Annotated in this window: 23 protein-coding genes; 12 read left to right on the top strand and 11 right to left on the bottom strand. The window is 72.9% G+C overall.

The features are described from left to right. Nucleotides 1–42 precede the first annotated feature (42 nt). Both ACSNOH_RS09000 and tyrS read left to right on the top strand, forming a co-directional pair. Nucleotides 43–1434 (top strand): metallopeptidase TldD-related protein, encoded by a 1392-nt coding sequence (locus tag ACSNOH_RS09000; RefSeq protein WP_436720698.1) that lies wholly within the window; start codon nt 43–45, stop codon nt 1432–1434. 171 nt (nt 1435–1605) lie between these two features. After that, nucleotides 1606–3006, top strand: a complete 1401-nt coding sequence (tyrS, locus tag ACSNOH_RS08995) for a tyrosine--tRNA ligase (protein WP_436720697.1) — start codon at nt 1606–1608, stop codon at nt 3004–3006. 156 nt (nt 3007–3162) lie between these two features. Here tyrS and ACSNOH_RS08990 read toward each other — a convergent pair whose 3' ends face one another. Continuing rightward, a complete protein-coding gene (locus ACSNOH_RS08990) occupies nt 3163–3453 on the bottom strand; it encodes a GlsB/YeaQ/YmgE family stress response membrane protein (protein WP_436720696.1) in 291 nt (96 codons plus the stop codon). Between the two features lie 229 nt (nt 3454–3682). On the opposite strand from ACSNOH_RS08990, the gene ACSNOH_RS08985 reads away from it, so the two are divergent. Together ACSNOH_RS08985 and ACSNOH_RS08980 are read left to right on the top strand one after the other, a co-directional pair. Next, nucleotides 3683–4057 carry a DUF3099 domain-containing protein gene (locus ACSNOH_RS08985; RefSeq protein WP_436720712.1) on the top strand — a complete coding sequence of 125 codons (375 nt, stop codon included), beginning with the start codon at nt 3683–3685 and terminating at the stop codon, nt 4055–4057. A 215-nt stretch (nt 4058–4272) separates the two neighbouring features. Next, nucleotides 4273–4497 (top strand): hypothetical protein, encoded by a 225-nt coding sequence (locus ACSNOH_RS08980; protein WP_436720695.1) that lies wholly within the window; start codon nt 4273–4275, stop codon nt 4495–4497. A 24-nt stretch (nt 4498–4521) separates the two neighbouring features. On the opposite strand, the gene moaA is transcribed toward ACSNOH_RS08980, so the two are convergent. The 3 genes from moaA to ACSNOH_RS08965 all read right to left on the bottom strand — a co-directional run bounded on the left by moaA (nt 4522) and on the right by ACSNOH_RS08965 (nt 7725). Further along, nucleotides 4522–5511, bottom strand: coding sequence for a GTP 3',8-cyclase MoaA (gene moaA, locus ACSNOH_RS08975; protein WP_436720694.1), 990 nt, complete (start codon nt 5509–5511; stop codon nt 4522–4524). A 172-nt stretch (nt 5512–5683) separates the two neighbouring features. Further along, entirely contained in the window at nt 5684–7348 is a 1665-nt protein-coding gene (locus ACSNOH_RS08970; RefSeq protein WP_436720693.1) for a solute symporter family protein, read from the bottom strand. A 5-nt stretch (nt 7349–7353) separates the two neighbouring features. After that, nucleotides 7354–7725 (bottom strand): DUF485 domain-containing protein, encoded by a 372-nt coding sequence (locus ACSNOH_RS08965; RefSeq protein ID WP_436720711.1) that lies wholly within the window; start codon nt 7723–7725, stop codon nt 7354–7356. Between the two features lie 244 nt (nt 7726–7969). On the opposite strand from ACSNOH_RS08965, the gene ACSNOH_RS08960 reads away from it, so the two are divergent. Beyond that, complete coding sequence (locus tag ACSNOH_RS08960; RefSeq protein ID WP_436720692.1) at nt 7970–8104, top strand: hypothetical protein; 135 nt, start codon at nt 7970–7972, stop codon at nt 8102–8104. Nucleotides 8105–8463: 359 nt separating this feature from the next. Then, on the top strand, nt 8464–10008 hold the full coding sequence (locus tag ACSNOH_RS08955; protein ID WP_436720691.1) for a S8 family peptidase: 1545 nt from the start codon (nt 8464–8466) through the stop codon (nt 10006–10008). Here the strand turns inward: ACSNOH_RS08955 and ACSNOH_RS08950 are convergent. Together ACSNOH_RS08950 and ACSNOH_RS08945 are read right to left on the bottom strand one after the other, a co-directional pair. Next, nucleotides 9966–10673 (bottom strand): lysoplasmalogenase, encoded by a 708-nt coding sequence (locus ACSNOH_RS08950; RefSeq protein ID WP_436720690.1) that lies wholly within the window; start codon nt 10671–10673, stop codon nt 9966–9968. The two genes, ACSNOH_RS08955 and ACSNOH_RS08950, sit on opposite strands and share 43 nt — an antisense overlap. Continuing rightward, nucleotides 10670–11593 carry a sterol desaturase family protein gene (locus ACSNOH_RS08945; RefSeq protein ID WP_436720689.1) on the bottom strand — a complete coding sequence of 308 codons (924 nt, stop codon included), beginning with the start codon at nt 11591–11593 and terminating at the stop codon, nt 10670–10672. The genes ACSNOH_RS08950 and ACSNOH_RS08945 overlap by 4 nt, the downstream gene beginning before the upstream one ends. A 324-nt stretch (nt 11594–11917) precedes the next feature. Here ACSNOH_RS08945 and ACSNOH_RS08940 point away from each other — a divergent pair, with 324 nt between their 5' ends. From ACSNOH_RS08940 to ACSNOH_RS08925, 4 genes are all read left to right on the top strand, one after another. Continuing rightward, a complete protein-coding gene (locus ACSNOH_RS08940) occupies nt 11918–12919 on the top strand; it encodes a DEDDh family exonuclease (RefSeq protein WP_436720688.1) in 1002 nt (333 codons plus the stop codon). Between the two features lie 61 nt (nt 12920–12980). After that, nucleotides 12981–13811, top strand: a complete 831-nt coding sequence (locus ACSNOH_RS08935) for an SURF1 family cytochrome oxidase biogenesis protein (RefSeq protein WP_436720687.1) — start codon at nt 12981–12983, stop codon at nt 13809–13811. A gap of 29 nt (nt 13812–13840) precedes the next feature. Further along, on the top strand, nt 13841–15628 hold the full coding sequence (locus tag ACSNOH_RS08930; protein ID WP_436720686.1) for a glycoside hydrolase family 15 protein: 1788 nt from the start codon (nt 13841–13843) through the stop codon (nt 15626–15628). A gap of 4 nt (nt 15629–15632) precedes the next feature. Continuing rightward, on the top strand, nt 15633–16388 hold the full coding sequence (locus tag ACSNOH_RS08925; RefSeq protein ID WP_436720685.1) for an SDR family oxidoreductase: 756 nt from the start codon (nt 15633–15635) through the stop codon (nt 16386–16388). Between the two features lie 67 nt (nt 16389–16455). Here the strand turns inward: ACSNOH_RS08925 and amaP are convergent, their stop codons facing one another. From amaP to ACSNOH_RS08900, 5 genes are read right to left on the bottom strand one after another with little or no spacing between them, the layout of a single operon-like run. After that, a complete protein-coding gene (amaP, locus tag ACSNOH_RS08920) occupies nt 16456–17052 on the bottom strand; it encodes an alkaline shock response membrane anchor protein AmaP (RefSeq protein ID WP_436720684.1) in 597 nt (198 codons plus the stop codon). 45 nt (nt 17053–17097) lie between these two features. Then, nucleotides 17098–17688, bottom strand: coding sequence for a DUF6286 domain-containing protein (locus tag ACSNOH_RS08915; protein WP_436720710.1), 591 nt, complete (start codon nt 17686–17688; stop codon nt 17098–17100). Nucleotides 17689–17717: 29 nt separating this feature from the next. Next, the gene (locus ACSNOH_RS08910) at nt 17718–18059 is read right to left on the bottom strand and encodes an Asp23/Gls24 family envelope stress response protein (RefSeq protein WP_436720709.1); all 342 of its coding nucleotides are present in this window, start codon (nt 18057–18059) and stop codon (nt 17718–17720) included. A gap of 2 nt (nt 18060–18061) precedes the next feature. Next, the gene (locus ACSNOH_RS08905) at nt 18062–18253 is read right to left on the bottom strand and encodes a hypothetical protein (RefSeq protein WP_436720683.1); all 192 of its coding nucleotides are present in this window, start codon (nt 18251–18253) and stop codon (nt 18062–18064) included. A gap of 49 nt (nt 18254–18302) precedes the next feature. Next, on the bottom strand, nt 18303–18731 hold the full coding sequence (locus ACSNOH_RS08900; protein WP_436720682.1) for an Asp23/Gls24 family envelope stress response protein: 429 nt from the start codon (nt 18729–18731) through the stop codon (nt 18303–18305). Between the two features lie 282 nt (nt 18732–19013). Here ACSNOH_RS08900 and ACSNOH_RS08895 point away from each other — a divergent pair, with 282 nt between their 5' ends. Both ACSNOH_RS08895 and ACSNOH_RS08890 read left to right on the top strand, forming a co-directional pair. Then, entirely contained in the window at nt 19014–19814 is an 801-nt protein-coding gene (locus ACSNOH_RS08895; RefSeq protein WP_436720681.1) for a hypothetical protein, read from the top strand. A 53-nt stretch (nt 19815–19867) separates the two neighbouring features. Then, nucleotides 19868–20632 (top strand): hypothetical protein, encoded by a 765-nt coding sequence (locus ACSNOH_RS08890; RefSeq protein ID WP_436720680.1) that lies wholly within the window; start codon nt 19868–19870, stop codon nt 20630–20632. Nucleotides 20633–20649: the final 17 nt, after the last annotated feature.

Below are 20649 nucleotides of genomic sequence, written 5' to 3'. Positions count from 1 at the left end.
CCCGGGACAGCACAGCCTGAACACGAACGAGGAGGCGGGTCAGTGAGCCCTCGTAACCAGCCGCACGAGATCGTCGAGCGCGCCCTGGAGCTGTCGCGGGCCGACGGCTGCATGGTGATCGCCAGTGAGCGGTCCACGGCCAACCTCCGCTGGGCGCGCAACGCCCTGACGACCAACGGCGTCACCCGTGGCCGTACGGTCACGGTGATCGCCACCGTGGACGGTGCCGAGGGCACCGCCTCGGGCGTCGTGTCGCGCTCGGCCGTCACGGCCGCGGAGCTGGAGCCGTTGGTGCGGGCGGCCGAGGCCGCCGCGCGCGAGGCCGGCCCGGCGGAGGACGCGCAGCCGCTGGTGACGGGCGTGCCGCACTCGCCCGACTTCACGGCCGCGCCCGCCGAGACCTCCTCCTCCGTCTTCGACGCGTTCGCGCCCGCGCTCGGGGAGTCCTTCGCCGGGGCGCGGGCCGCGGGCCGCGAGCTGTACGGCTTCGCCCACCACGAGGTGTCCTCGCACTACCTGGGCACGTCCGCCGGGCTGCGGCTGCGCCACGACCAGCCGACCGGCACCCTGGAGCTCAACGCCAAGTCTCCGGACGGCGTGCGCTCCGCGTGGGCGGGCCGGGCCACGCGTGACTTCACGGACGTCGACCCGCAGGCGATGGACGCCGAGCTGGCGCAGCGCCTCGCCTGGGCCGGGCGGAAGATCGAGCTGCCGGCCGGGCGGTACGAGACGCTGCTGCCGCCGACGGCCGTGGCGGACCTGCTCGTCTACCAGCTGTGGTCGGCCGCGGCGCGCGACGCCGCCGAGGGCCGGACGGTCTTCTCGAAGCCCGGCGGCGGCACCCGCGTCGGGGAGAAGCTGTCGCCGCTGCCGCTGACGCTGCGCAGCGACCCGCGGGCGGCGGGCCTGGAGTGCGCGCCGTTCGTGCTCACCTCCTCCTCGGGGGACGACGCGTCGGTCTTCGACAACGGCCTGCCGCTGGGCCGGGTGGACTGGATCCGCGACGGCGTGCTGGAGCACCTGGTGACCACGCGGCACACGGCCGGGCTCACGGGCCTGCCGGTCACCCCGGGCGTGGACAACCTGATCCTGGACGCGGGCGGCACGCGCTCGCTGCAGGAGATGGTCGCGGCCACCGAGCGGGGCCTGCTGCTGACCTCCCTGTGGTACATCCGCGAGGTCGACCCGGCGTCGCTGCTGCTGACCGGGCTGACCCGGGACGGCGTCTACCTCGTGGAGAACGGCGAGGTCGTCGGCGAGGTCAACAACTTCCGCTTCAACGAGTCCCCGGTGTCGCTGCTGTCGCGCGTCACCGAGGCGGGCCGCACCGAGCCGACGCTGCCGCGCGAGTGGGGCGACTACTTCACCCGGGCGGCGGCGCCCGCCCTGCGCGTGCCGGACTTCAACATGAGTTCGGTGAGCCGGGGCGTGTGACGGCCGGGGGGCGAACAGCGGGGGCGCGGCACCGGTCCGAATAGACTGGTCCGCGTCCACCCGTCCCTTCTCTCCTCTCTCTCCTCCTCCCCTTTCTCCGTTTCACCGCGTCCCCGGGCGCACCGCTTTCTTCTTTCGTCCCTTTTCCGTCCCATCGACCCCAGGAATGTCATGACACGCCTCGGCGAATCCGTCGCCCGCGCCGGCGAGCTCCTCGCGCAGGACCTCTCCTCCGACCAGACCGTCCAGCGGCTGCTGCAGGAGACGGGCTCGCGGCGCTATCTCGATCTGACGGATCTGTCGGCGAAGGAGCAGGCCGAGCTGATCGCCGCCCGCACCGTCGAGGTGCTGCCGGGCGTGGACAAGCTGGCCGAGCGCATCGAGGAGCGGCGCGCGGCGGGCAAGGGCCTGAAGATCAAGCTGGGCATCGACCCGACCGCGGCCGACGTGCACCTCGGCCACGCCGTGCCGGTGATCATCCTCAGCCGCTTCCAGCGCATGGGCCACGACGTCACCCTCCTCATCGGCGACTTCACGGCCAAGATCGGCGACCCGACGGGCCGCACGGCCGAGCGCCCGCCGCTGACCGACGAGGACATCGCGCAGAACCTCGCGGGCTACCGCGAGCAGGTGCGCCCGTTCTTCGACTTCGAGAAGGTCACGTTCGTCCAGAACAGCGAGTGGCTGGCCCCGTACACCTTCCCGGAGCTGCTCGGCCTGCTGTCGCAGGTGCCGGTCTCGCAGCTGCTGCAGCGCGAGGACTTCCGCAACCGTCTGGCGGCGGGCTCGGGCCTGACCATGTCGGAGCTGCTGTACCCGATCGCCCAGGGCCTGGACTCGGTCGCGCTCGACTGCGACGTGGAGCTCGGCGGCGCCGACCAGCTGCTGAACCTGCAGATGGGCCGCAAGCTCATGGAGCTGAAGGGCCAGAAGCCGCAGCTGGTCGTCACCATGCCGCTGATCGAGGGCACGGACGGCACGGGCGCGAAGATGTCCAAGTCCAAGGGCAACTACGTGGGCCTGTCCGCGCCCGCCGACGACGTCTTCGGCAAGATCATGTCGGTGCCGGACCGGCTGATGGAGCCGTACCTGAAGGCCTGGACCGAGTGGACGGACGAGGAGATCGCCCGCGCCCTGTCCCGGGTCGAGGAGCGCTCGCTGCACCCGATGGACCTCAAGAAGATCCTCGCGGGTGAGGTCGTGACCGCGCTGTACGGCATCGAGGCGGCGATGGCGGCCCGGGCCGGGTTCGTCGCGCAGTTCTCGAAGAAGAGCTTCTCCGACGTGGAGACGCCCGTGGTGGAGCTCGCCGAGCACGGTGCCTCGCCGGCGACGGCGGTGCTCAGCCAGGTCCTGGGCTTCCAGCCGTCCGCTTCGGCGGCGCGCCGGGTCGCCAAGCAGAACGGCCTGCGGCTCGTGGTCGAGACGGACGGCGGCCAGGAGGCCGTCGTGCTGGCCGAGGCCGATGCGATCCGCCCGCTGGGCGAGGTCGTGACCGAGACGGTCGCCAAGGTGGCCGGCGCCGGCCGGGTCTACCTCAAGGCGGGCCGGAAGATCGCCGAGCTGCGGTAGGGAGCCCTGCCGAGCCCTCCGTCCGGGGCGGTCCGTACGCGAGACGCGTGCGGGCCGCCCCGGCGGCGTATAGCGGCTTTACGGCGTCGTAGCGGCCTCACGACGTCATGGCGGCCTCACGACGTCATGACGCCTTGTGGGCGCCCGCCCCTCCCGTCACGCAGCGTGTCTCCCGCCCGGTCTCCTGTCCCCGCGCACCGCGACCCACAGCCGGTCTCCGATGCCGACGACGAGGACGGCTCCCGCCAGCTGCAGCAGGTGCCGGCCCCAGTCGACGCCCTTGGTCTCGTTGATGCCGAGCCCCGTGGCCGCCCAGTTGCCGAGCAGGCTGCCGATCATGCCCAGGATGATCGTCAGCCACAGGGGGATCTGCTGCTTGCCGGGCAGGATCGCCTTGGCGATCAGGCCCAGCACGAGCCCGACGATGATGGCCCACAACCAGCTCATGTCGCCTCCTCAGCGGCGCGATGTGCCGTGCCCCGCCATTCTGGGGCCGCCGCCCGTACGGCGCACGCCGGAGCCGCTCGTCCCCCGCCGTACGGGCCTGCCGTACGCAGCCGCAGGCCGGAACGGGGACGCCGGGGGACCCGCTCTCGTACCCGGCGGCCACGCGGCGTAACGTGGAGGTTGTCCCGCCGAGGGTGCGCGGGCGCGGCGGATCAGGTGGTGGAACGTGATGCGGAAGCAGGGCGGGACGGCGGTCTTCAGGATCACCGGTGCCCGTCAGGGCCTGGCCGAGGACGTGCGCGGCCGCCAGCGCCGCTACGTCATCTCGATGGCGATCCGCACCCTGTCGGTGGTGCTCACCGTGGTGCTGTGGAACGTCGAGCGCTTTGTGGCGATCGGCACGCTGATCCTGGGTGCCGCGCTGCCGTACGTGGCGGTCGTGATCGCCAACGCGGGGCGGGAGAACGCCCCTTCGCTGCCCGGCACGTTCGTTCCGGCCCCGACACGGCCGGTGCTGATGCCGGGCCCCGACGGGGAGATGGCGGAATCCGTCCCGGAAGCCGCCCGCGGCACCGAGGGCGATCAAGGGCGTGACCACGGCTGATACGCCGTGGGGGCGCGGCGGCCGGGGGCGCGCGCCGCAAAGCTCAAGAAAACCTCAGATCAATCATGTGGTTTCAGTGCCGCACGCCGGGCACCCCGTGACATACTTCCTAAGCGCTCCGCATCCCCCGTCGGAGCGACAGACCGACGCCGGGCGGCTCCCCCCGTGGCTGCCCGGCGTCGCCGTGTCCGCACGCGGTTCGTAGAGTCTGGGGTGTGACTTCCCCCGATGACGCCGTGATCTGTTCCGCCAAGGGCTGCCGTGCCCCCGCCGTCTGGGTGCTGGCGTGGAACAACCCCAAGCTGCACACGCCGGACCGCCGCAAGACGTGGCTCGCGTGCGACGAGCACCGCGAGCACCTGTCCAACTTCCTCGGTCTGCGGGGCTTCCTGAAGGACGTGGTGACGCTGGAGGAGTGGGAGGCCTCGCCCAAGGCGTAGACCCGGCCCCGGCCGCCCGGCCGGTCAGCCGCCGATGGCGGACATGGGCCGCTGCGGCTGCAGGAAGGCCGGGTCGTCCAGGCCCGAGCCCGCCTTCTTGCCCCGCATCGCCCGCTCCCAGCGCCCGGCGAGCTCCTCGTCCGTGGCGCCGGAGCGCAGCGCGGCGCGCAGGTCCGTCTCCTCGCGCGCGAAGAGGCAGTTGCGGATCTGCCCGTCGGCGGTGAGCCGGGTGCGGTCGCAGGCGCCGCAGAAGGGGCGGGTGACGGAGGCGATGACGCCGACCCGGCCGGGCCCGCCGTCGACGAGCCAGCGTTCGGCGGGGGCGGCGCCGCGCTCGCCAGCGTCCTCGGGGGTGAGGGCGAAGCGGGTGCTCAGGCTCGCGAGGATGTCCGACGCGGTGATCATGCCGTCGCGGCGCCACCCGTGCTGGGCGTCGAGGGGCATCTGTTCGATGAAGCGCAGCTCGTAGCCCTGGTCGAGGGCCCAGGCCAGCAGGTCGGGCGCCTCGTCGTCGTTGAGGCCGGGCATCAGGACGGTGTTGACCTTCACGGGCGTGAGGCCGGCGGCGCGGGCCGCGGCGAGGCCGTCGAGGACGTCCTGGTGACGCTTGCGGCGGGTCAGCCGCTGGAAGACGTCGGGCCGCAGCGTGTCGAGGGAGACGTTGACGCGGTCGAGGCCGGCGTCCGCGAGGGCCTGGGCGGTGCGCGCGAGGCCGATGCCGTTGGTGGTGAGGGATATCCGGGGGCGCGGCCGCAGGGCGGCGCAGCGCTCGACGAGGGAGACGAGGCCGGGGCGCAGCAGGGGCTCGCCGCCGGTGAAGCGGACCTCGGTGATGCCGAGCCGGGTCACGGCGATGCGCACGAGGCGGACGATCTCGTCGTCGGTGAGCAGGTCGGGCTTGGCGAGCCACTGGAGGCCCTCTTCGGGCATGCAGTAGGTGCAGCGCAGGTTGCAGCGGTCGGTCAGGGAGACGCGCAGGTCGGTCGCGACGCGCCCGTAGGTGTCGATGAGCACGCTGCGGCCCCTCCCGGCGGACGTGAACGTTCGTTCCTGTGCAGCGTACGCGATCGCCCGGGGCGCGGGTGGTTTCGGGCTCCGCCCCGGGCCCGGCCGCCGGTCGCCGGGCGGGCTGTCTGCCGGCCCGCCCGGCGTTCGGACGCGGGAATGCCGCCCGGTCCGGAGGAGCTCAGTGCGCCCCGTATCCCGTGAGGGAGCGGACCTCGAGCTCGGCGTACTTGGCGTCCGCGGCGGGCTCTTCGCGGGAGAGCAGCGAGCCGAGCCAGCCCAGCAGGAAGCCGAGCGGGATGGAGACCAGGCCCGGGTTGCCGAGCGGGAAGTAGTCGAAGTCCATGCCGGGGAAGAGCGCCTTCTCGTTGCCGGAGACCACCGGGGAGAAGATCACCAGGCCGACGGACGAGATCAGCCCGCCGTAGATCGACCAGAGCGCGCCGCGGGTGGTGAAGCGCTTCCAGAAGAGGCTGTAGAGGATGGTCGGGAGGTTGGCGGAGGCCGCGACGGCGAAGGCGAGGGCCACGACGGCGGCGGCGTTGAGCCGGTGGGCGAAGATGCTCAGGGCGATGGCGACCGCGCCGATGACGACGGCGGCGCACTTGGCGGTGAGCACCTCCTCCTTCTCGCTGGTCTTCCCCTTGCGGATGACGTTGGCCCACAGGTCGTGCGCGAAGGAGGCCGAGGAGGCGAGGGTGAGGCCCGCGACCACGGCGAGGATCGTCGCGAAGGCGACCGCGGAGATCACGGCGAGGAGGACGGCGCCGCCGGTCGAGCCGGCGCCGCCGCCGACCTCCTGGGCGAGCAGCGGGGCGGCGGTGTTGCCGGAGGGGTCGGAGGCGGTGATGGACTTGGAGCCGACGAGGGCGGCGGCGCCGAAGCCCAGTGCGATGGTCATCAGGTAGAAGGCGCCGATGATGCCGATGGCCCAGTTCACGGACTTGCGGGCGGCCTTGGCGGTGGGCACGGTGTAGAAGCGGATGAGGATGTGCGGCAGGCCGGCGGTGCCCAGGACGAGGGCGAGGCCGAGCGAGATGAAGTTGAGCTTGGTGGTGCCGTCCTTGCCGTACTGCAGGCCCGGTTCGAGGAAGGCCTTGCCCTTGCCGCTCTCCTCGGCGGCGCGCCCGAGGAGGGTGGAGACGTTCCAGCCGACCTTGTTGAGCACGAGGACGGTGATCAGCAGGGTGCCGAGGATGAGCAGGACCGCCTTGACGATCTGCACCCACGTGGTGCCCTTCATGCCGCCGATGGTCACGTAGAGGACCATCACCAGGCCGACCAGGCCGATGATCCAGCGCCGCGAGCCCTCTCCCGAGGCCCCGAGCAGCAGCGCCACGAGGGCGCCCGCGCCGATCATCTGCGCGAGCAGGTAGAAGATCGAGACGACGATGGTGGAGGTGCCGGCGGCGGTCCGTACGGGGCGCTGCCTGAGCCGGTACGCGAGGGCGTCGGCCATGGTGAAGCGGCCGGAGTTGCGCAGCGGTTCGGCGACGAGCAGCAGGGCCACCAGCCAGGCGACGAGGAAGCCGATGGAGTAGAGGAAGCCGTCGTAGCCGTAGAGGGCGATGGCGCCCGCGATGCCGAGGAAGGACGCTGCGGACATGTAGTCGCCGGAGATGGCGAGGCCGTTCTGGAAGCCGGTGAAGGAGCGGCCGCCGGCGTAGAAGTCGGTGGCGTCCTTGGTCTGCCGGCCGGCCCAGACGGTGATGGCGAGGGTGGCGGCGACGAAGACGGAGAAGAGCGTGATGATCAGGGTGCGGTGCTCGCTCGCGGCGCCGGCCGCGAGGGGGACGCCGGTGTGCAGGGCACCGGGGATGCCGGCCGCGCTGGAGATGCTGGACATGGAAGTCACTCCCCCGCTTCCAGGCGGGCCCGCAGGGCCTCGGCCTTGGGATCGAGCTTCGCCGCCGCGTGCCGCGAGTACCACCAGGCGATGAGGAAGGTGGTGAGGAACTGGGCGAGACCGAGGACGAACGCCACGTTGATGTTGCCCAGGACCGTCGTGCCCATGAAGTCGCCCGCGTAGTTGGAGAGCAGGACGTACAGCAGGTACCAGGAGACGAAGGCGAGGGTGAGCGGGAAGGCGAAGGAGCGCTGGGCGCGGCGGAGTTCGCCGAACTCGGCGCTCGACTGCACCTCGCTGAAACGGTCGGCCGCCGCGGGTGCGGCGGCTGCGGTGGTGCCCGGGCCGTCGGGCTCGTCCGGCCCTTGAGTGGTGATCGGTGCGGTGTCCACGGTCTCTCCTGTACAAGGGGGGTGTGAGGCGCGAGCCGATGGCTTGTGATCCGGATCACGCATCGTAGAGGCAGGTCGCAGTATGCGACAGGGGTGGCGGCCCGGAATTCGGCAGCGGCAGGGGGCCCGGGCGACACCGCCCGCCCGCGGCATCGTTGACCCTGGTGTGAGCGACGCGCCTCCTCCTCCCCCGCCGTCCCCCGGTCGACGACCGTTCGGGATCGTCAGGTTGACGGCGCCCATAGCGGCGGTGCCGACCGGCCGGCCCGTGCCCCTGCCGCGGGCGGGACGGTGGTACGGGCCCCGGGTGCCGCTGCCGCCGCTGAGCATCGACGCGCTGCGCGACAGCGATCTCGCGCCCTGACTCCGGGCCCTGTTCCAGGCCCCGTTCAGACCTCTTTCCAGGCCCGTTCAGGCCCTGGTCCGGACCTCTGACGGACCCCCCGCCCGGGCCTCGCCGGCCCCCTTCGCGGGCCTCCCCGCTCCTCCTCCGGAGCCGGATGCTCCTCTTCCGAATTGCCCCTGAACCAGGGCCTTTTACTACCCGCCTTACGGCCCGTCTTACGGCCCGTCGATGACCTCCGGGCCCGCTGATCCGGAATGCATTGCCCGGTTGTTCCGGAATCCATTGCCCGGTGCCATGATCGGCGCTAGCTTCACTCGTCATGCACCCGCCCGCGCGCGGCCCGCGCTCCGGCGGTTTTCGGATGATGTGGAGAACCCATGGCTCATCTGCGTTCCAGACGGCACGCGCTGCTCGCGGTGCCCGCCGGCCTCGCCCTCACCGCCTCGCTCGGCCTCCTGCCGGGGGTCGCCGCCGCCGCGCCGCAGGCCGCCCCGCAGGCGAAGCAGGCCGTAACGGACGGCCCCCTGCTGTCGTACGTGGTGAACACCGCCGCCGACCGCGCCACCGTCGCCAAGGTGAAGAAGGCCGTCGCCGCGTCCGGCGGCAGCGTCGTGACCGCCTACGAGCAGATAGGCGTCGTCGTCGCCCACTCCGCGAACCCGGACTTCGCCAAGGCGCTGCGCGCGGTCCCCGGCGTCGCGTCCGCGGGCGCCACCCGCACCGCGCCGATCGTCCCGGCCGCCACCACGGACGTCGGCAAGCCCGAGAAGGTCAAGCTGTCCAAGGCGAGCGCCGCCGCGGCTGCGGCCGGCAAGTCCTCCACCGGGGCCGAGCCCCTGGAGAGCCTGCAGTGGGACCTGCCCGCCATCAAGGCGGACCAGGCCGCGAAGGTCAACCCGGGCAGCCGCAAGGTCACCGTCGGCGTCATCGACACGGGTGTGGACGACACCCACCCGGACCTCGCCCCGAACTTCTCCCGGGCCCAGTCGGCGAGCTGCGTCAGCGGCAAGGCCGACACCACGCCCGGCGCCTGGCGCCCGTACAACCCGGCCAAGGACTACCACGGCACGCACGTCGCCGGCACGATAGCCGCGGCCCGCAACGGCACCGGCATCGCGGGCGTCGCCCCGAACGTCAAGGTCTCGGCCCTCAAGGTCTCCAACAAGGACAGCCTGTTCTACGCCGAGAGCGTGGTCTGCGCCTTCGTCTTCGCCGCCGAGCACGGCATAGCGGTGACGAACAACAGCTACTACGTGGACCCGTGGTTGTTCAACTGCGCCGACGACCCCGACCAGAAGGCGATAGCCGAGTCGGTCGCCCGCGCCTCGAAGTACGCCCAGGACAAGGGCACGGTGAACGTCGCCTCGGCCGGCAACTCCAACTTCGACCTGGCCGCCAAGGAGATCACCGACGACTCCAGCCCGAACGACAAGGGCCGCCCGGCGCAGAAGCGCAAGATCGACCCGTCCGTCTGCCTGGACGTCCCGGCGCAGCTGCCCGGCGTGGTCACCGTCTCCGCGACCGGCGCGAAGGGCCAGAAGTCGTACTACTCCAACTACGGCCTCGGCCAGATCGACGTGGCGGCCCCCGGCGGCGACAAGTACCAGGTCCCGGAGCTGCCCGGCAAGGACGGCCGCATCCTCTCCACGCTGCCCGGCGGCGACTGGGGCTTCCTGCAGGGCACCTCGATGGCCGGTCCGCACGTGGCCGGCGTGGCGGCGCTGCTGAAGAGCGCGCACCCCAAGTCGTCCCCGCAGGAGATCCAGTGGCTCCTGAAGGCGCAGGCGGACAACCCCGGCTGCCCGACGGCCCCGTACGACGGTGACGGCGACGGCAAGGTGGACGCCGTCTGCACCGGCACCAAGCCGGTCAACGGCTTCTACGGCTTCGGCATCGTGGACGCGCTGGACGCGGTGCGCTGACGCTCGCGCTTCGTCTCCGGGGAGGGGCCGGGCGGAAGCCCGGTCCCTCCCGCGCTGCGCAACAGCCCCTCGGCGAGCAGGACCTGCGCGCCGAGGTAGGTGAGCATCACCCAGAACTGGGCGGCGGGCGGCTGGGGCCAGTCGGCGACGCCGGTGGCGATCAGGGTGTCCGACACGACGAACAGCCCGCCGCCCGCGGCGGCGAGCGGCAGCGTACGGGTCGCGCCCAGCGCCATCGTGACGAGCAGCAGGCTGTAGAGGGCGACGGGCGCCCGCAGCCCGGCCTCCAGGCCGGGCCACAGCAGGGCGACGGTGACGAGCCAGGCCGCCCCGTAGCCGGCGGCCAGCCTGCGGGTGCGGGCGCCGCGGGGGCTGCCGTGCCGCGCGCACAGCACGAGGTAGCAGACGTGCCCGGCGGCGAACGAGGCCATGCCGAGCAGGAACGGCACGTCGCCGCCGGTCTGCAGGAGCGTGTCCCCGCCGCAGCCGAACAGCAGCGCCACCGCGAGCAGCCGGGGCCCTCCGCGCGCGAGGACGCACGCCGCGAGCAGGGGCATCAGGGCGGGCTTGGTGACGGGCGCGACGGCGGACCCGGCCGGCAGGGCGGCCAGGTGGGCGAGGGCGACGGCGCCGAAGAGGACGGTGAGGGCCCGGGCGCGGGTCACGCGGCGCGCTCGTGAGCGGGCACGGCCTCGCCGGACGAGGCGGCCGGGACGGCTCCGGCTCCCGGCGCGGGAGCGTCCTGCCGGGGCGCCGGCTGCCACCCCGGCCCGCGGAACACCCGCCCCAGCCGCTCCCGCCAGTCACGCGCGGCGCGCAGGTCGCGGGCGATCGCGGCGTACTCGTGGGTGGCGACGCGCAGCGGGTTGTACGTGTTGATGTTCTTGGTCAGCCCGTACACCGGCTTCTCCCCCTCCGCCACGAAGGAGCCGAACATCCGGTCCCAGACGATGAGGATCCCGCCGTAGTTCCGGTCCAGGTAGCCGCCCTGGGAGGCGTGGTGGACGCGGTGGTGGGAGGCCGTGTTCAGGACGTACTCGAGCGGCCGGGGCAGCTTCCCGACCCGCTCGGTGTGCACCCAGAACTGGTAGACGAGGTTGGCCGAGGAGCAGAAGGCCAGCGCGGCCGGGTGCACGCCGGCGGCGATCATCGGCAGGTAGAACGGCCAGACGGTCAGCGTCGTCCAGGGCTGGCGCAGGGCGGTGGTGAGGTTGAACTTCCGGCTGGAGTGGTGCACCACGTGGCAGGCCCACAAGATCCTGATGACGTGGTGCCCGCGGTGCGACCAGTAATAGAAGAAGTCCTGCACGAGCAGCATCAGCGGGAGCGTCCACCACAGCACGGGGACGCGCAGCGGGGTGAGCTCGTACAGGGCGGTGTAGACGGCGACGATCGGAATCTTCCACAGCGCGTCGAAGACGAGGCTGCCGGCGCCCATTCCGATACTGGTCGCCGCGTCCTTGACCTCGTAGCCCGCATCACCCGTCTCCTCGGCGGGGCGCAGCCGGTAGCTCACCAACTCGACCGCGGTGAGCAGGAGGAAGGCGGGTATGGACCACAGCACGACATCGGGAAGGTGCGGCATGGGCGCACGATAGGCGCGTCATCAGGCGTGCCGCTAGGGGTAGTTACCCTTCGGTATGGAATTGTGTTACCGGGGGTTCGTGCGCGCGGCGGGAGCGTGTCGCGGCCTCGCCGCGGCAGGCCTCGCCCGTCACCGGAAAGTGCGAACGCCGTCGCTCGTGCGGTGCACCGTGGGCGGAGGGCCCGTCCTTCCGGCCGGCGCCGGACCGGACCGGTCCGCACCGGACGTCCCCGGCATCCGCCGGGGCGCGGAAGGCGTCCCGTCCGGCGCTTGCGCCCGCCCGCTCCCCGTCCCTGTCAGTCCGCCCCCGTATTCTCTGTGACCATGCTCGAAGACCAGACCGCAGCCGCAAACCCGACTCCGTGGCCGGCCGCGTATCCCTCGGGGTACGCGGTCGTCGACGTGGAGACCACCGGGCTCGCCCGGGACGACCGGATAGTGTCCGCGGCGGTCTATCAGCTGGATGCCCGCGGCGAGGTCGAGGACCACTGGTACACGCTGGTCAACCCGGAGCGGGATCCGGGGCCCGTGTGGATTCACGGGCTGACGACCGCCGTGCTCTCGTCCGCGCCCCTCTTTCCCGAGATCGCCGACGAGTTCGCCAAGCGGCTCGAAGGCCGCGTGCTGGTCGCGCACAACGCCGCCTTCGACTGGTCGATGATCGCCCGTGAGTACGCCCGCGCCCGGGCGACCGCGCCCGTCCGCCAGCGGCTGTGCACCATTGCGCTCTCCAAGGAGCTGCAGCTGCCGCTGCCCAACCACAAGCTGGAGTCGCTCGCCGCGCACTACGGCGTCGTGCAGGAGCGGGCCCACCACGCGCTCGACGACGCCCGCGTGCTCGCCGAGGCCTTCCGGCCGAGCCTGCGCCTGGCCGCCGAGGCCGGTCTGCGGCTGCCGCTGCTCGCCTGCCAGCCGCTCACGGAGTGGGCCGACGGGCCGGCAAACCCCCGCCCTACGGGACATATCGGACAGCAGCGTTCGTACGGCTACGGGTCGCCCTCCTCCTGGCGGCCGAGCCGTAAGCGCCCGGCCTGCCCGTACCCCAACCCCGGACGGTACAAAGTTGGCGAACAGCTCATTCAGGGCATGCGGGTGGCGTTCTCGGGGGACACCTCCATCGACCGCGAGCTGCTGGAGGACCGCGCCGTCGAGGCGGGGCTGCACGTGGCGACGAGCATCTCGCGCCTCACCAGCGTGCTGGTCACCAACGACCCCGACTCGCCCACGACCAAGACCACGAAGGCCCGCTCCTTCGGCACCCCGGTGATCGACGAGGCCGCCTTCGTCCAGCTGCTCTCGCACGTGGTCCCCGCTCCCGGGGTCTGACGCCGCCCGGCACCGCCACCCACTGCGCCCGGGGCGAACCGGGCCAGGTACCGTCAAATGCGTGTACCGCTTCCTGTTGTCCCGGCAGTGGGTGATCCTCACCCTCGTGGGGCTCGTCCTCATCCCGGTGATGATCAAACTGGGCTTCTGGCAGTTCCACCGCCACGAGCACCGGGTCGCGCGCAACGACTTCGTCGCCCGCAGCCTCGCCGCCGACCCCGTGCCGGTGACCGAGCTGTCCGCGCCCGGCAAGGACGTCTCGGACGACGTCTGGCGCCGGGTCACCGCGAGCGGCACCTTCGACACCAAGGGCGAGGTCGTCGTCCGGCTGCGGACCGACGCCGACGGCAAGTCCGGCTACATGGTCCTCACGCCCCTCGACCTCGCCGACGGGCGGGCCGTCCTCGTCAACCGCGGCTGGATCCCCTCCACCGGCGATCTGACGAAGTTCCCCGAGGTCCCCGCCCCGCCCTCCGGCAAGGTCACCGTCACCGGCCGGCTGCGCGCCGACGAGACCGACTCCAGCGGGATCAAGGACACCCGCGGCCTGCCGCCCCGTCAGGTCATGCGCATCAACAGCGAGCGCCAGGCGCAGTCCCTGCACCGCCCCGTCCTCGGCGGCTACATCGAGCTCACCGACCCGGATCCCGGTGCCAAGGGGCCCGAGCCGGTGGCGGCCCCCGACCACGACAGCATCGGCCCGCACATGGCCTACGCCGTCCAGTGGTGGCTGTTCGCCGCCTTCGTGCCCGTCGGCTGGGTCGTCCTCGTCCGCCGCGAGCGCCGCGACCGCGCCACCGGAAGCGCCCCCCAGGCCCCCGGAACACCCGAAGCCCCCGGTGCTCCCGGCGCGCAACCGGACGTAGCCCGTACGGCCGCCTCACCCGAGTAGCCTCCCCGGCTCGCGGGAAGACGCACCGCGTGGCAGCACCCATCGAGGACTACGCGCTCATCGGCGATCTCCAGACCGCCGCCCTGGTCGGCCGCGACGGCTCGGTCGACTGGCTCTGCCTGCCCCGCTTCGACTCGGGAGCCTGCTTCGCGGCCCTCCTGGGCGACGAGGAGAACGGCCACTGGCGCCTGGCCCCCGCCGGCCTCGCGCCCGGCACGCCCTGCACCCGCCGCGCCTACCTCCCCGGCTCCCTCGTCCTCGAAACCGTCTGGGAGACGGACTCCGGCACCGTCAAGGTCACCGACTTCATGCCGCAGCGCGACCGCGCCCCCGACGTCGTCCGCATCGTCGAGGGCGTCTCCGGGAGCGTCGACATGCTCGGCGTCCTCCGCCTGCGCTTCGACTACGGCAGCATCGTCCCGTGGATACGGCGCTCCGACGGCCACCGCGTCGCCGTCGCCGGCCCCGACTCCGCCTGGCTGCGCAGCGAGCCGCCGGTCAAGACGTACGGCCGCGACTTCAGCACCCGCTCCGAGTTCACCGTCTCCGCCGGTGACGAGGTCGCCTTCGTCCTGACCTGGCACCCCTCCCACGAGCCCCGCCCGGCCCTCATCGACCCCCATGAGTCCCTCGCCCAGAGCCTTGCGGACTGGCGCGAGTGGGCGGGCCGCTGCACCTACGACGGCCCCCACCGCGAGGCCGTCCTCCGCTCGCTCATCACCCTCAAGGCCCTCACCTACGCCCCCACCGGAGGCATCGCCGCCGCCTGCACCACCTCCCTGCCCGAGGAGATCGGCGGCGTCCGCAACTGGGACTACCGCTACTGCTGGCTGCGCGACTCCACCCTCACCCTCGGCGCCCTGCTGGCCGCGGGCTACGGCGACGAGGCCGCCGCCTGGCGCTCCTGGCTGCTGCGCGCCGCCGCCGGCGACCCCGCCGACCTGCAGGTGATGTACGGCGTCGCCGGCGAGCGCCGGCTGACCGAGACCGAGCTGCCCTGGCTCCCCGGCTACGAGCGCTCCGCCCCCGTACGCATCGGCAACGGTGCCGTGCGGCAGCTCCAGCTCGACGTCTACGGCGAGGTCATGGACTCCCTGCACCTCTGCCGCGACTGGGGCCTGCCCGCCCGGCCGCACGAGTGGAAGCTCCAGCGCTGCCTGATGGAGTACATCCAGGAGCACTGGCGCGAGCCCGACGAAGGCATCTGGGAGATCCGCAGCCCCCGCCGTCACTTCGTCCACTCCAAGGTCATGGCCTGGGTCGCCGCCGACCGCGCCGTCCGCGCCCTGGAGGCCGACCCCGGCCTGCCCGGCGACCTCGACGGCTGGCGCGCCATGCGCGACGAGGTCCACCGCGAGGTCTGCGAACGGGGCTACGACGCCGAGCGCAACACCTTCACCCAGTCGTACGGCTCCCGCGAGCTCGACGCCGCGACGCTCCTCATCCCCCGCGTCGGCTTCCTCCCGCCGGACGACCCGCGCGTCACCGGCACCGTCGACGCGGTCCGCCGCGAGCTGGCCCACGACGGCCTGCTCCGCCGCTACACCGCGGACGTCAAGCCCATGGACGGCGTCCAGGGCAACGAGGGGGCCTTCCTGGCCTGCTCCTTCTGGCTGGCCGAGGCCCTGCACAGGACCGGCCGCACCGAGGAGGCGCACCACCTCTTCGAGCGGCTCCTCTCGCTGCGCAACGACGTCGGCCTGCTGTCGGAGGAGTACGACCCGCAGGGCATGCGGCAGCTGGGCAACACCCCGCAGGCGTTCAGCCACATCGGCCTGGTCAACGCTGCCCTCACCCTCTTCCCCCCGGCAGACTGACCCCATGGATCTGGGACTGAAGGACCGCACGTACGTCGTCACGGGGGCCACCAGGGGCCTGGGCCACGCCACCGCGCGGGAGCTCGTCGCCGACGGCGCGAAGGTCGTGATCACCGGGCGCACGGAGGAGTCCGCACGCTCCGCCGCCGCGGCCCTGGGGACCCGCGCCCTCGGAGTGGCGGCCGACAACGCCGACCCCGCGACCCCGGAGCGCGTGATCGCCGCGGCCCGCGGCCACTTCGGCGGCTTCGACGGCATCCTCATCAGCGTGGGCGGCCCGCCCGCCGGCACCGCGGCGGACGTCACCGACGACCAGTGGCAGCGGGCGATCGACACCGTCTTCCTGGGCGCCGTCCGCACGGCCCGTACGGCCGCGGCGGCCCTCGCGCCCGGCGGCGTGATCGGCTTCGTCCTCTCGGCGTCCGTCCGCGAACCGATCCCGGGCCTGACCATCTCCAACGCCCTGCGCCCGGGCCTGGCGGGCTTCGCGAAGTCCCTCTCCGCGGAGCTGGGACCGCGGGGCGTCCGCGTCGTCGGCCTCCTCCCCCACCGCATCGACACGGACAGGGTGCGGGAACTGGACGCCCTCTCGGACGACCCGCAGCGCACGCGCAGGCAGCACGCCGCGGAGATCCCGCTGGGCCGCTACGGCACCCCCGCCGAATTCGGCAAGGCGGCGGCCTTCCTGCTCTCCCCGGCGGCCTCCTACCTCACGGGCGTGATGCTCCCGGTGGACGGCGGCGCGCACCGGGGTGTGTGACGCGCCTTCACCCCACGCGCCGTCACCCCACATGCCTTTAACCCACGCGCCGCCATCCCTCGTGCCTTCATCCCACCCGCTCCGCCCGGTGCCGCACGGCCCGGACCCGTACCTCCACCGGCAGCCGTGCCATCCCGGCCGACACCCGCGCGTGCTCCAGCGCCACCCCGTCCAGCCGCGACAGCGCCGCCGCCGGCGACGCGTGCGGCGCCAGGGTCAGCCCGACCCGCGCCTCCGGCGCCGTCCGCCGCCCGAGCAGCGCGACCAGCGCCCGCTCCACGCCCTCCAGCGCCTCCGCCTCGGCGCACACCGCCTCCTCCAGCGCTCTCCCCCGCAGCACCGCCTCCTCGCCGTCCCCGCAGTCCACGACGAGCTCGCGCAGCCGGCGCCGCCGCACCTGCGCCAGCAGCCACCACAGCGCCAGCAGCACCACCGCGCCAAGACCGCCGATGACCGCGGGCCACCACCAGCCCTCGTCCCGCCACCTCGTCCGGGCGGCCCGGCTCAGCAGCACGTCCTGCGGCCCGTCGAACGGCCAGGCCGGCGGCAGGCCGAAGCCCCACCGCCGCTGCAGGTCGAGCGCCCCGGCCAGCACGGCCGCCCCGAGCCCCACGAGCACCACCCCGGCCGCACCCAGCAGCACCCGGTTGACACCCCTCAACACAGCACGCCCCTCACCACAGCACGCCGCCCCTCACTCCTTCGCCGGTCACTTCTTCACCGGCCGGCCGACCCGTACCGACACCCCGGGCTCCCGCGCGAGCCCCAGCTTCCGCACGCCCTCCACCGTCGCGCCCTCCACATCGGCCCGTACGTCGTCGAGGTCGCGGAAGTGGGACTGCGCGCGCACGGTCACGCGCCGCCGCCCCACCTTGACCCGCACGGACCGCACCCCGGCCACCTCCATCGCCCGGTCCCGCAGCACGAGCGCCGCGGCCCGCCGGTCGATCCCGGCCCGGAGGCCGGCGCGGTCGGGCCGCATGGGCAGCACGGCCCGCATCCCGGGCGTGACGGCGAGGAGCACGAGCCACAGGCCCGCCACCACGGCGACGACCGCGCCCGCCACGATCCATCCGTCGTCCAGGGGCCGGGTGGCCAGCTCATGGGCGAGCCGTCGCCGCCACTCCATGGCGGGCCGGTGCGCACGGACGGCGGCGACGTCGTAGAGCAGGATCCCGGCCGCGCCCAGCACCACGGCGGCCACGAGGAAGGCGGGCACCCGCCGCACGGCCCAGAACCGCCGCGCGACTCCCGGCCCCCCGCCTCCGGCTCGGCTTCCCCTGTGGTTTCCGGCTTCGATCCCGCCTTGGTTTCCGGCTTCGGATCCGCTCACCGCACCCGCTCCCGCCCCGCCGACACCGTGTGCACGGAATGCAGCCGCTCCACGGTGACGGCCACCTCCGGCACCTCCATCCCCGCCAGTGCCTTCACCCGTTCGGCGATCCGCCGCCGCACCGCACCGCACTGCGCGCCGATGTCCGACGGATAGCCGAGCTCCACGGCGACCCGGACCCGGACGACGTCGTCGCGTACCGTGACGTCGGCATACGGAGGCCCGGCCTCCGCACTGCGTGACGCGGCGCCGCGCAGCGCCTCCCGCGCCGCCTGCGAGGCGATCTTCGCCACGACGCGGTCCGCGATGCGGGTCGCCCCCCGCTCACCGGCCGGCAGCGTCACCGCCGCCGCCCGTCCCGGTCCCGCATCCGGAAGAACTCCCCCGGATCCAGGTCCCCGTCGGCGAAGCGGCCCACCACGAACCCGAGCGCCCCCAGGGCGGCCACGAGCAGAAACGCCCCGAAGCCGCCGAAGTACCCGGCGAAGCCCAGCGCCATGCCGGCGATCATGCCGACCACGGCCATGCTCATCGCGCGCTCCTCCACTGCAGCCCTGGCCTGCAGGAGCCCCGGCTCCGGCTCACTGGAGCCTCGGCTCCGGCTCGTCCTCTTCCTCGTCCGGCAGCTTCACGTCGGTGACGGCGATGTTGACCTCGACGACCTCCAGCCCGGTCATCCGCTCCACCGCCGCGATCACGTTCTCCCGCACGGACCGGGCGACGTCGGCGATCGCCACCCCGTAGTCCACGACGATCTCCAGGTCGAGGGCCGTCTGGACCTCTCCGACCTCGGCCTTCACCCCGCGCGAGACCGACCGGCTGCCGCCGGGAACCCGGTCCCGGACGGCCCCGAACGTACGGGAGAGGCCGCTGCCCATCGCGTGGACGCCGACGACGTCGCGGGCCGCGAGCCCGGCGATCTTCTCGACGACCCCGTCGGCGATCGTGGTGCGGCCCCGGTCGGCCGGGGCGGTCGGAACGCTCTCGCTGGTGTATACGTTCTCGCTCATCGTCCATTCGCCTCTCTAGGCCACGGGCCATGGGCTTACGGGCTCCCTTTGCCACCTTAGGTGCGCTTTCCCCGGACCGCGCGGGGGATCCGGGGGAATCGACGGGAGCGGGCCGCCGCCCGAGTGAGCCGCCGCCCGCGAACGCGCCCGGGCGCACGTACGGCATCGGAGCAGGTCATGGCGGCGCGAGGGCGCATGGCTGTCATGCCCACAGCGATACAATCCGGCCTGATCGATCAAGGCGGCGGGGCGGCGACTGTGTGTCCCGGGGAGGGGCACGGCGTGGCGGAGGACGGGAAGAACGCTTCGGACGACGGCTGCGTGGCCGCGCTCTTCACCAGTGCCCGGAGCTCGGCCCAGTGGCTCGGCTTCGGGCGCGAGGTCCTCGCGGAGTACGACTCCGAGGGCCTCCGCTTCCTCCAGGGCTTCCGGGCCTTCCTCGGCACGGTGGCGACGTTCGCCCTCATCTGGACGTACGGCGTGGACGGCGGCTGGAGCTCCGTCCTGGAGGACGGGCTGACCAAGCTGTTCCTGGCGCCGCTGGTGCTGATCGTCGCCGGGCCCCTCGTCATCACGGGCTTCATCCTCTACGCGCCGAAGGAGACCCGGCCGTGGCTGCGCGGTCAGCTGCGGTTCCCGCTGCTGACCGTGGGCGCCTACCTCGGCATACCCCTGGTCGTCCTGAGCGTGACGGCCGGGGTGTGGTGGCTGATCTTCACCTACATATCCCAGTGGAAGTTCGGGCTGATCGTCGGCCCGCTGCTCTCCCTGTTCCTGTCCTTCTGGCTGGTCGTCGGCCTGGTCTGGCTGGCCGCCTTCCTCTTCTTCGCCTCCGGCGTCGTCGCCCGTACCGCCTTCAACACCGGTGTCGTGCACCCCGTGCTGCCCGCCGTCCTCACCACGCTCGTCGTCTGGACGCTGGGCATCGTCTCCCTGGGCGACGGCCTGCCCAACGGCCCCCTGTACGTGAAGATCGCCGCGTTCCTCGGCGGCCCGCTCTCGGTGACCGCCCTCTCCGCCTGGGAGCTGTACGTCCTGCGCACGCGCTACGGCGTGCGCGTGCGCGGAACGGGCGCCGCGTAAGCCCCGGATAAGCTTCCGCGAGATCTTGACGAGCCGCACCACAGGGGGACCGCATGGCGCTGAGACATCTGCTGAGAGCCAATGGACTGAACCTCGCACGCCACGCCCGCCGCCACGCCCACGGCATCTTCGCCGCCCCGAGCCCCGGCCGCGTCATCGACCCCGTCATAGGCCGCGTCCAGAAGGCGCGCGCCGTCGCGGGGGCGCTCACGACGTTCCTGCTGATATCCGTCTACGGCGTCGACGGCGGCTGGAGCGCCGTCTTCGAGGACGGCTTCACCAAGCTCTTCCTGGCACCGCTGGTGCTGATCCTCGTCGGACCGCTCGTGATCGCCGCGTTCATCTGGTACGCGCCGCCCCAGCACCGGCCCGTGCTGCGGTCACGGCTGCGCTACCCGCTCAGGGCCATCGGCTGGTACCTGGGCATACCGCTGGGCGCGATCGGCACGGTGCTGCTCCTCCTCCTGCTGAGCAAGGTGCTGGAGGGGGTCCTCGTCCTGCAGGCCGTGATCGGCCTGGCCGTCCTGATCGCGGGCGTCCCGCTGCTGATCTGGGCGGGGTCCTTCCTCTTCTTCGCCTCGGGCGCCGCCGCCCGCTACGCCTTCAACACCGCCGACGTGCACGCCGCCCTGCCCGCCGTCCTCACGGCGGTCCTCGTGTGGGTGCTGAACGCCGCCCAGCTGGGCGACGGACTGCCGAACGGGCCGGTGGCCGTGCAGATCGCGGCGTTCCTCGGCGGCCCGCTCTCCGTCACGGCCGTGTCGTACTGGGAGCTGCACGTGCTGCGCACCCGCTACGGGGTCCGCGTCCGGGGCTGACCCGGACGCGACCCCCT

Source organism: Streptomyces sp. URMC 127 (assembly GCF_051386535.1).
Classification (GTDB): domain Bacteria; phylum Actinomycetota; class Actinomycetes; order Streptomycetales; family Streptomycetaceae; genus Streptomyces.
Note: the sequence above shows the minus strand (reverse complement) of the source record. Positions and strands in the feature narration are given on the sequence as shown.

Coding starts and splice junctions, on each gene's coding strand:
- tyrS (WP_436720697.1), top strand. CDS start 1,606: ATGACACGCCTCGGCGAATCCGTCGCCCGCGCCGGCGAGCTCCTCGCG.
- ACSNOH_RS08990 (WP_436720696.1), bottom strand. CDS start 3,453: ATGAGCTGGTTGTGGGCCATCATCGTCGGGCTCGTGCTGGGCCTGATC.
- ACSNOH_RS08985 (WP_436720712.1), top strand. CDS start 3,683: ATGCGGAAGCAGGGCGGGACGGCGGTCTTCAGGATCACCGGTGCCCGT.
- ACSNOH_RS08970 (WP_436720693.1), bottom strand. CDS start 7,348: ATGTCCAGCATCTCCAGCGCGGCCGGCATCCCCGGTGCCCTGCACACC.
- ACSNOH_RS08955 (WP_436720691.1), top strand. CDS start 8,464: ATGGCTCATCTGCGTTCCAGACGGCACGCGCTGCTCGCGGTGCCCGCC.
- ACSNOH_RS08945 (WP_436720689.1), bottom strand. CDS start 11,593: ATGCCGCACCTTCCCGATGTCGTGCTGTGGTCCATACCCGCCTTCCTC.
- ACSNOH_RS08940 (WP_436720688.1), top strand. CDS start 11,918: ATGCTCGAAGACCAGACCGCAGCCGCAAACCCGACTCCGTGGCCGGCC.
- ACSNOH_RS08925 (WP_436720685.1), top strand. CDS start 15,633: ATGGATCTGGGACTGAAGGACCGCACGTACGTCGTCACGGGGGCCACC.
- ACSNOH_RS08905 (WP_436720683.1), bottom strand. CDS start 18,253: ATGAGCATGGCCGTGGTCGGCATGATCGCCGGCATGGCGCTGGGCTTC.
- ACSNOH_RS08900 (WP_436720682.1), bottom strand. CDS start 18,731: ATGAGCGAGAACGTATACACCAGCGAGAGCGTTCCGACCGCCCCGGCC.
- ACSNOH_RS08890 (WP_436720680.1), top strand. CDS start 19,868: ATGGCGCTGAGACATCTGCTGAGAGCCAATGGACTGAACCTCGCACGC.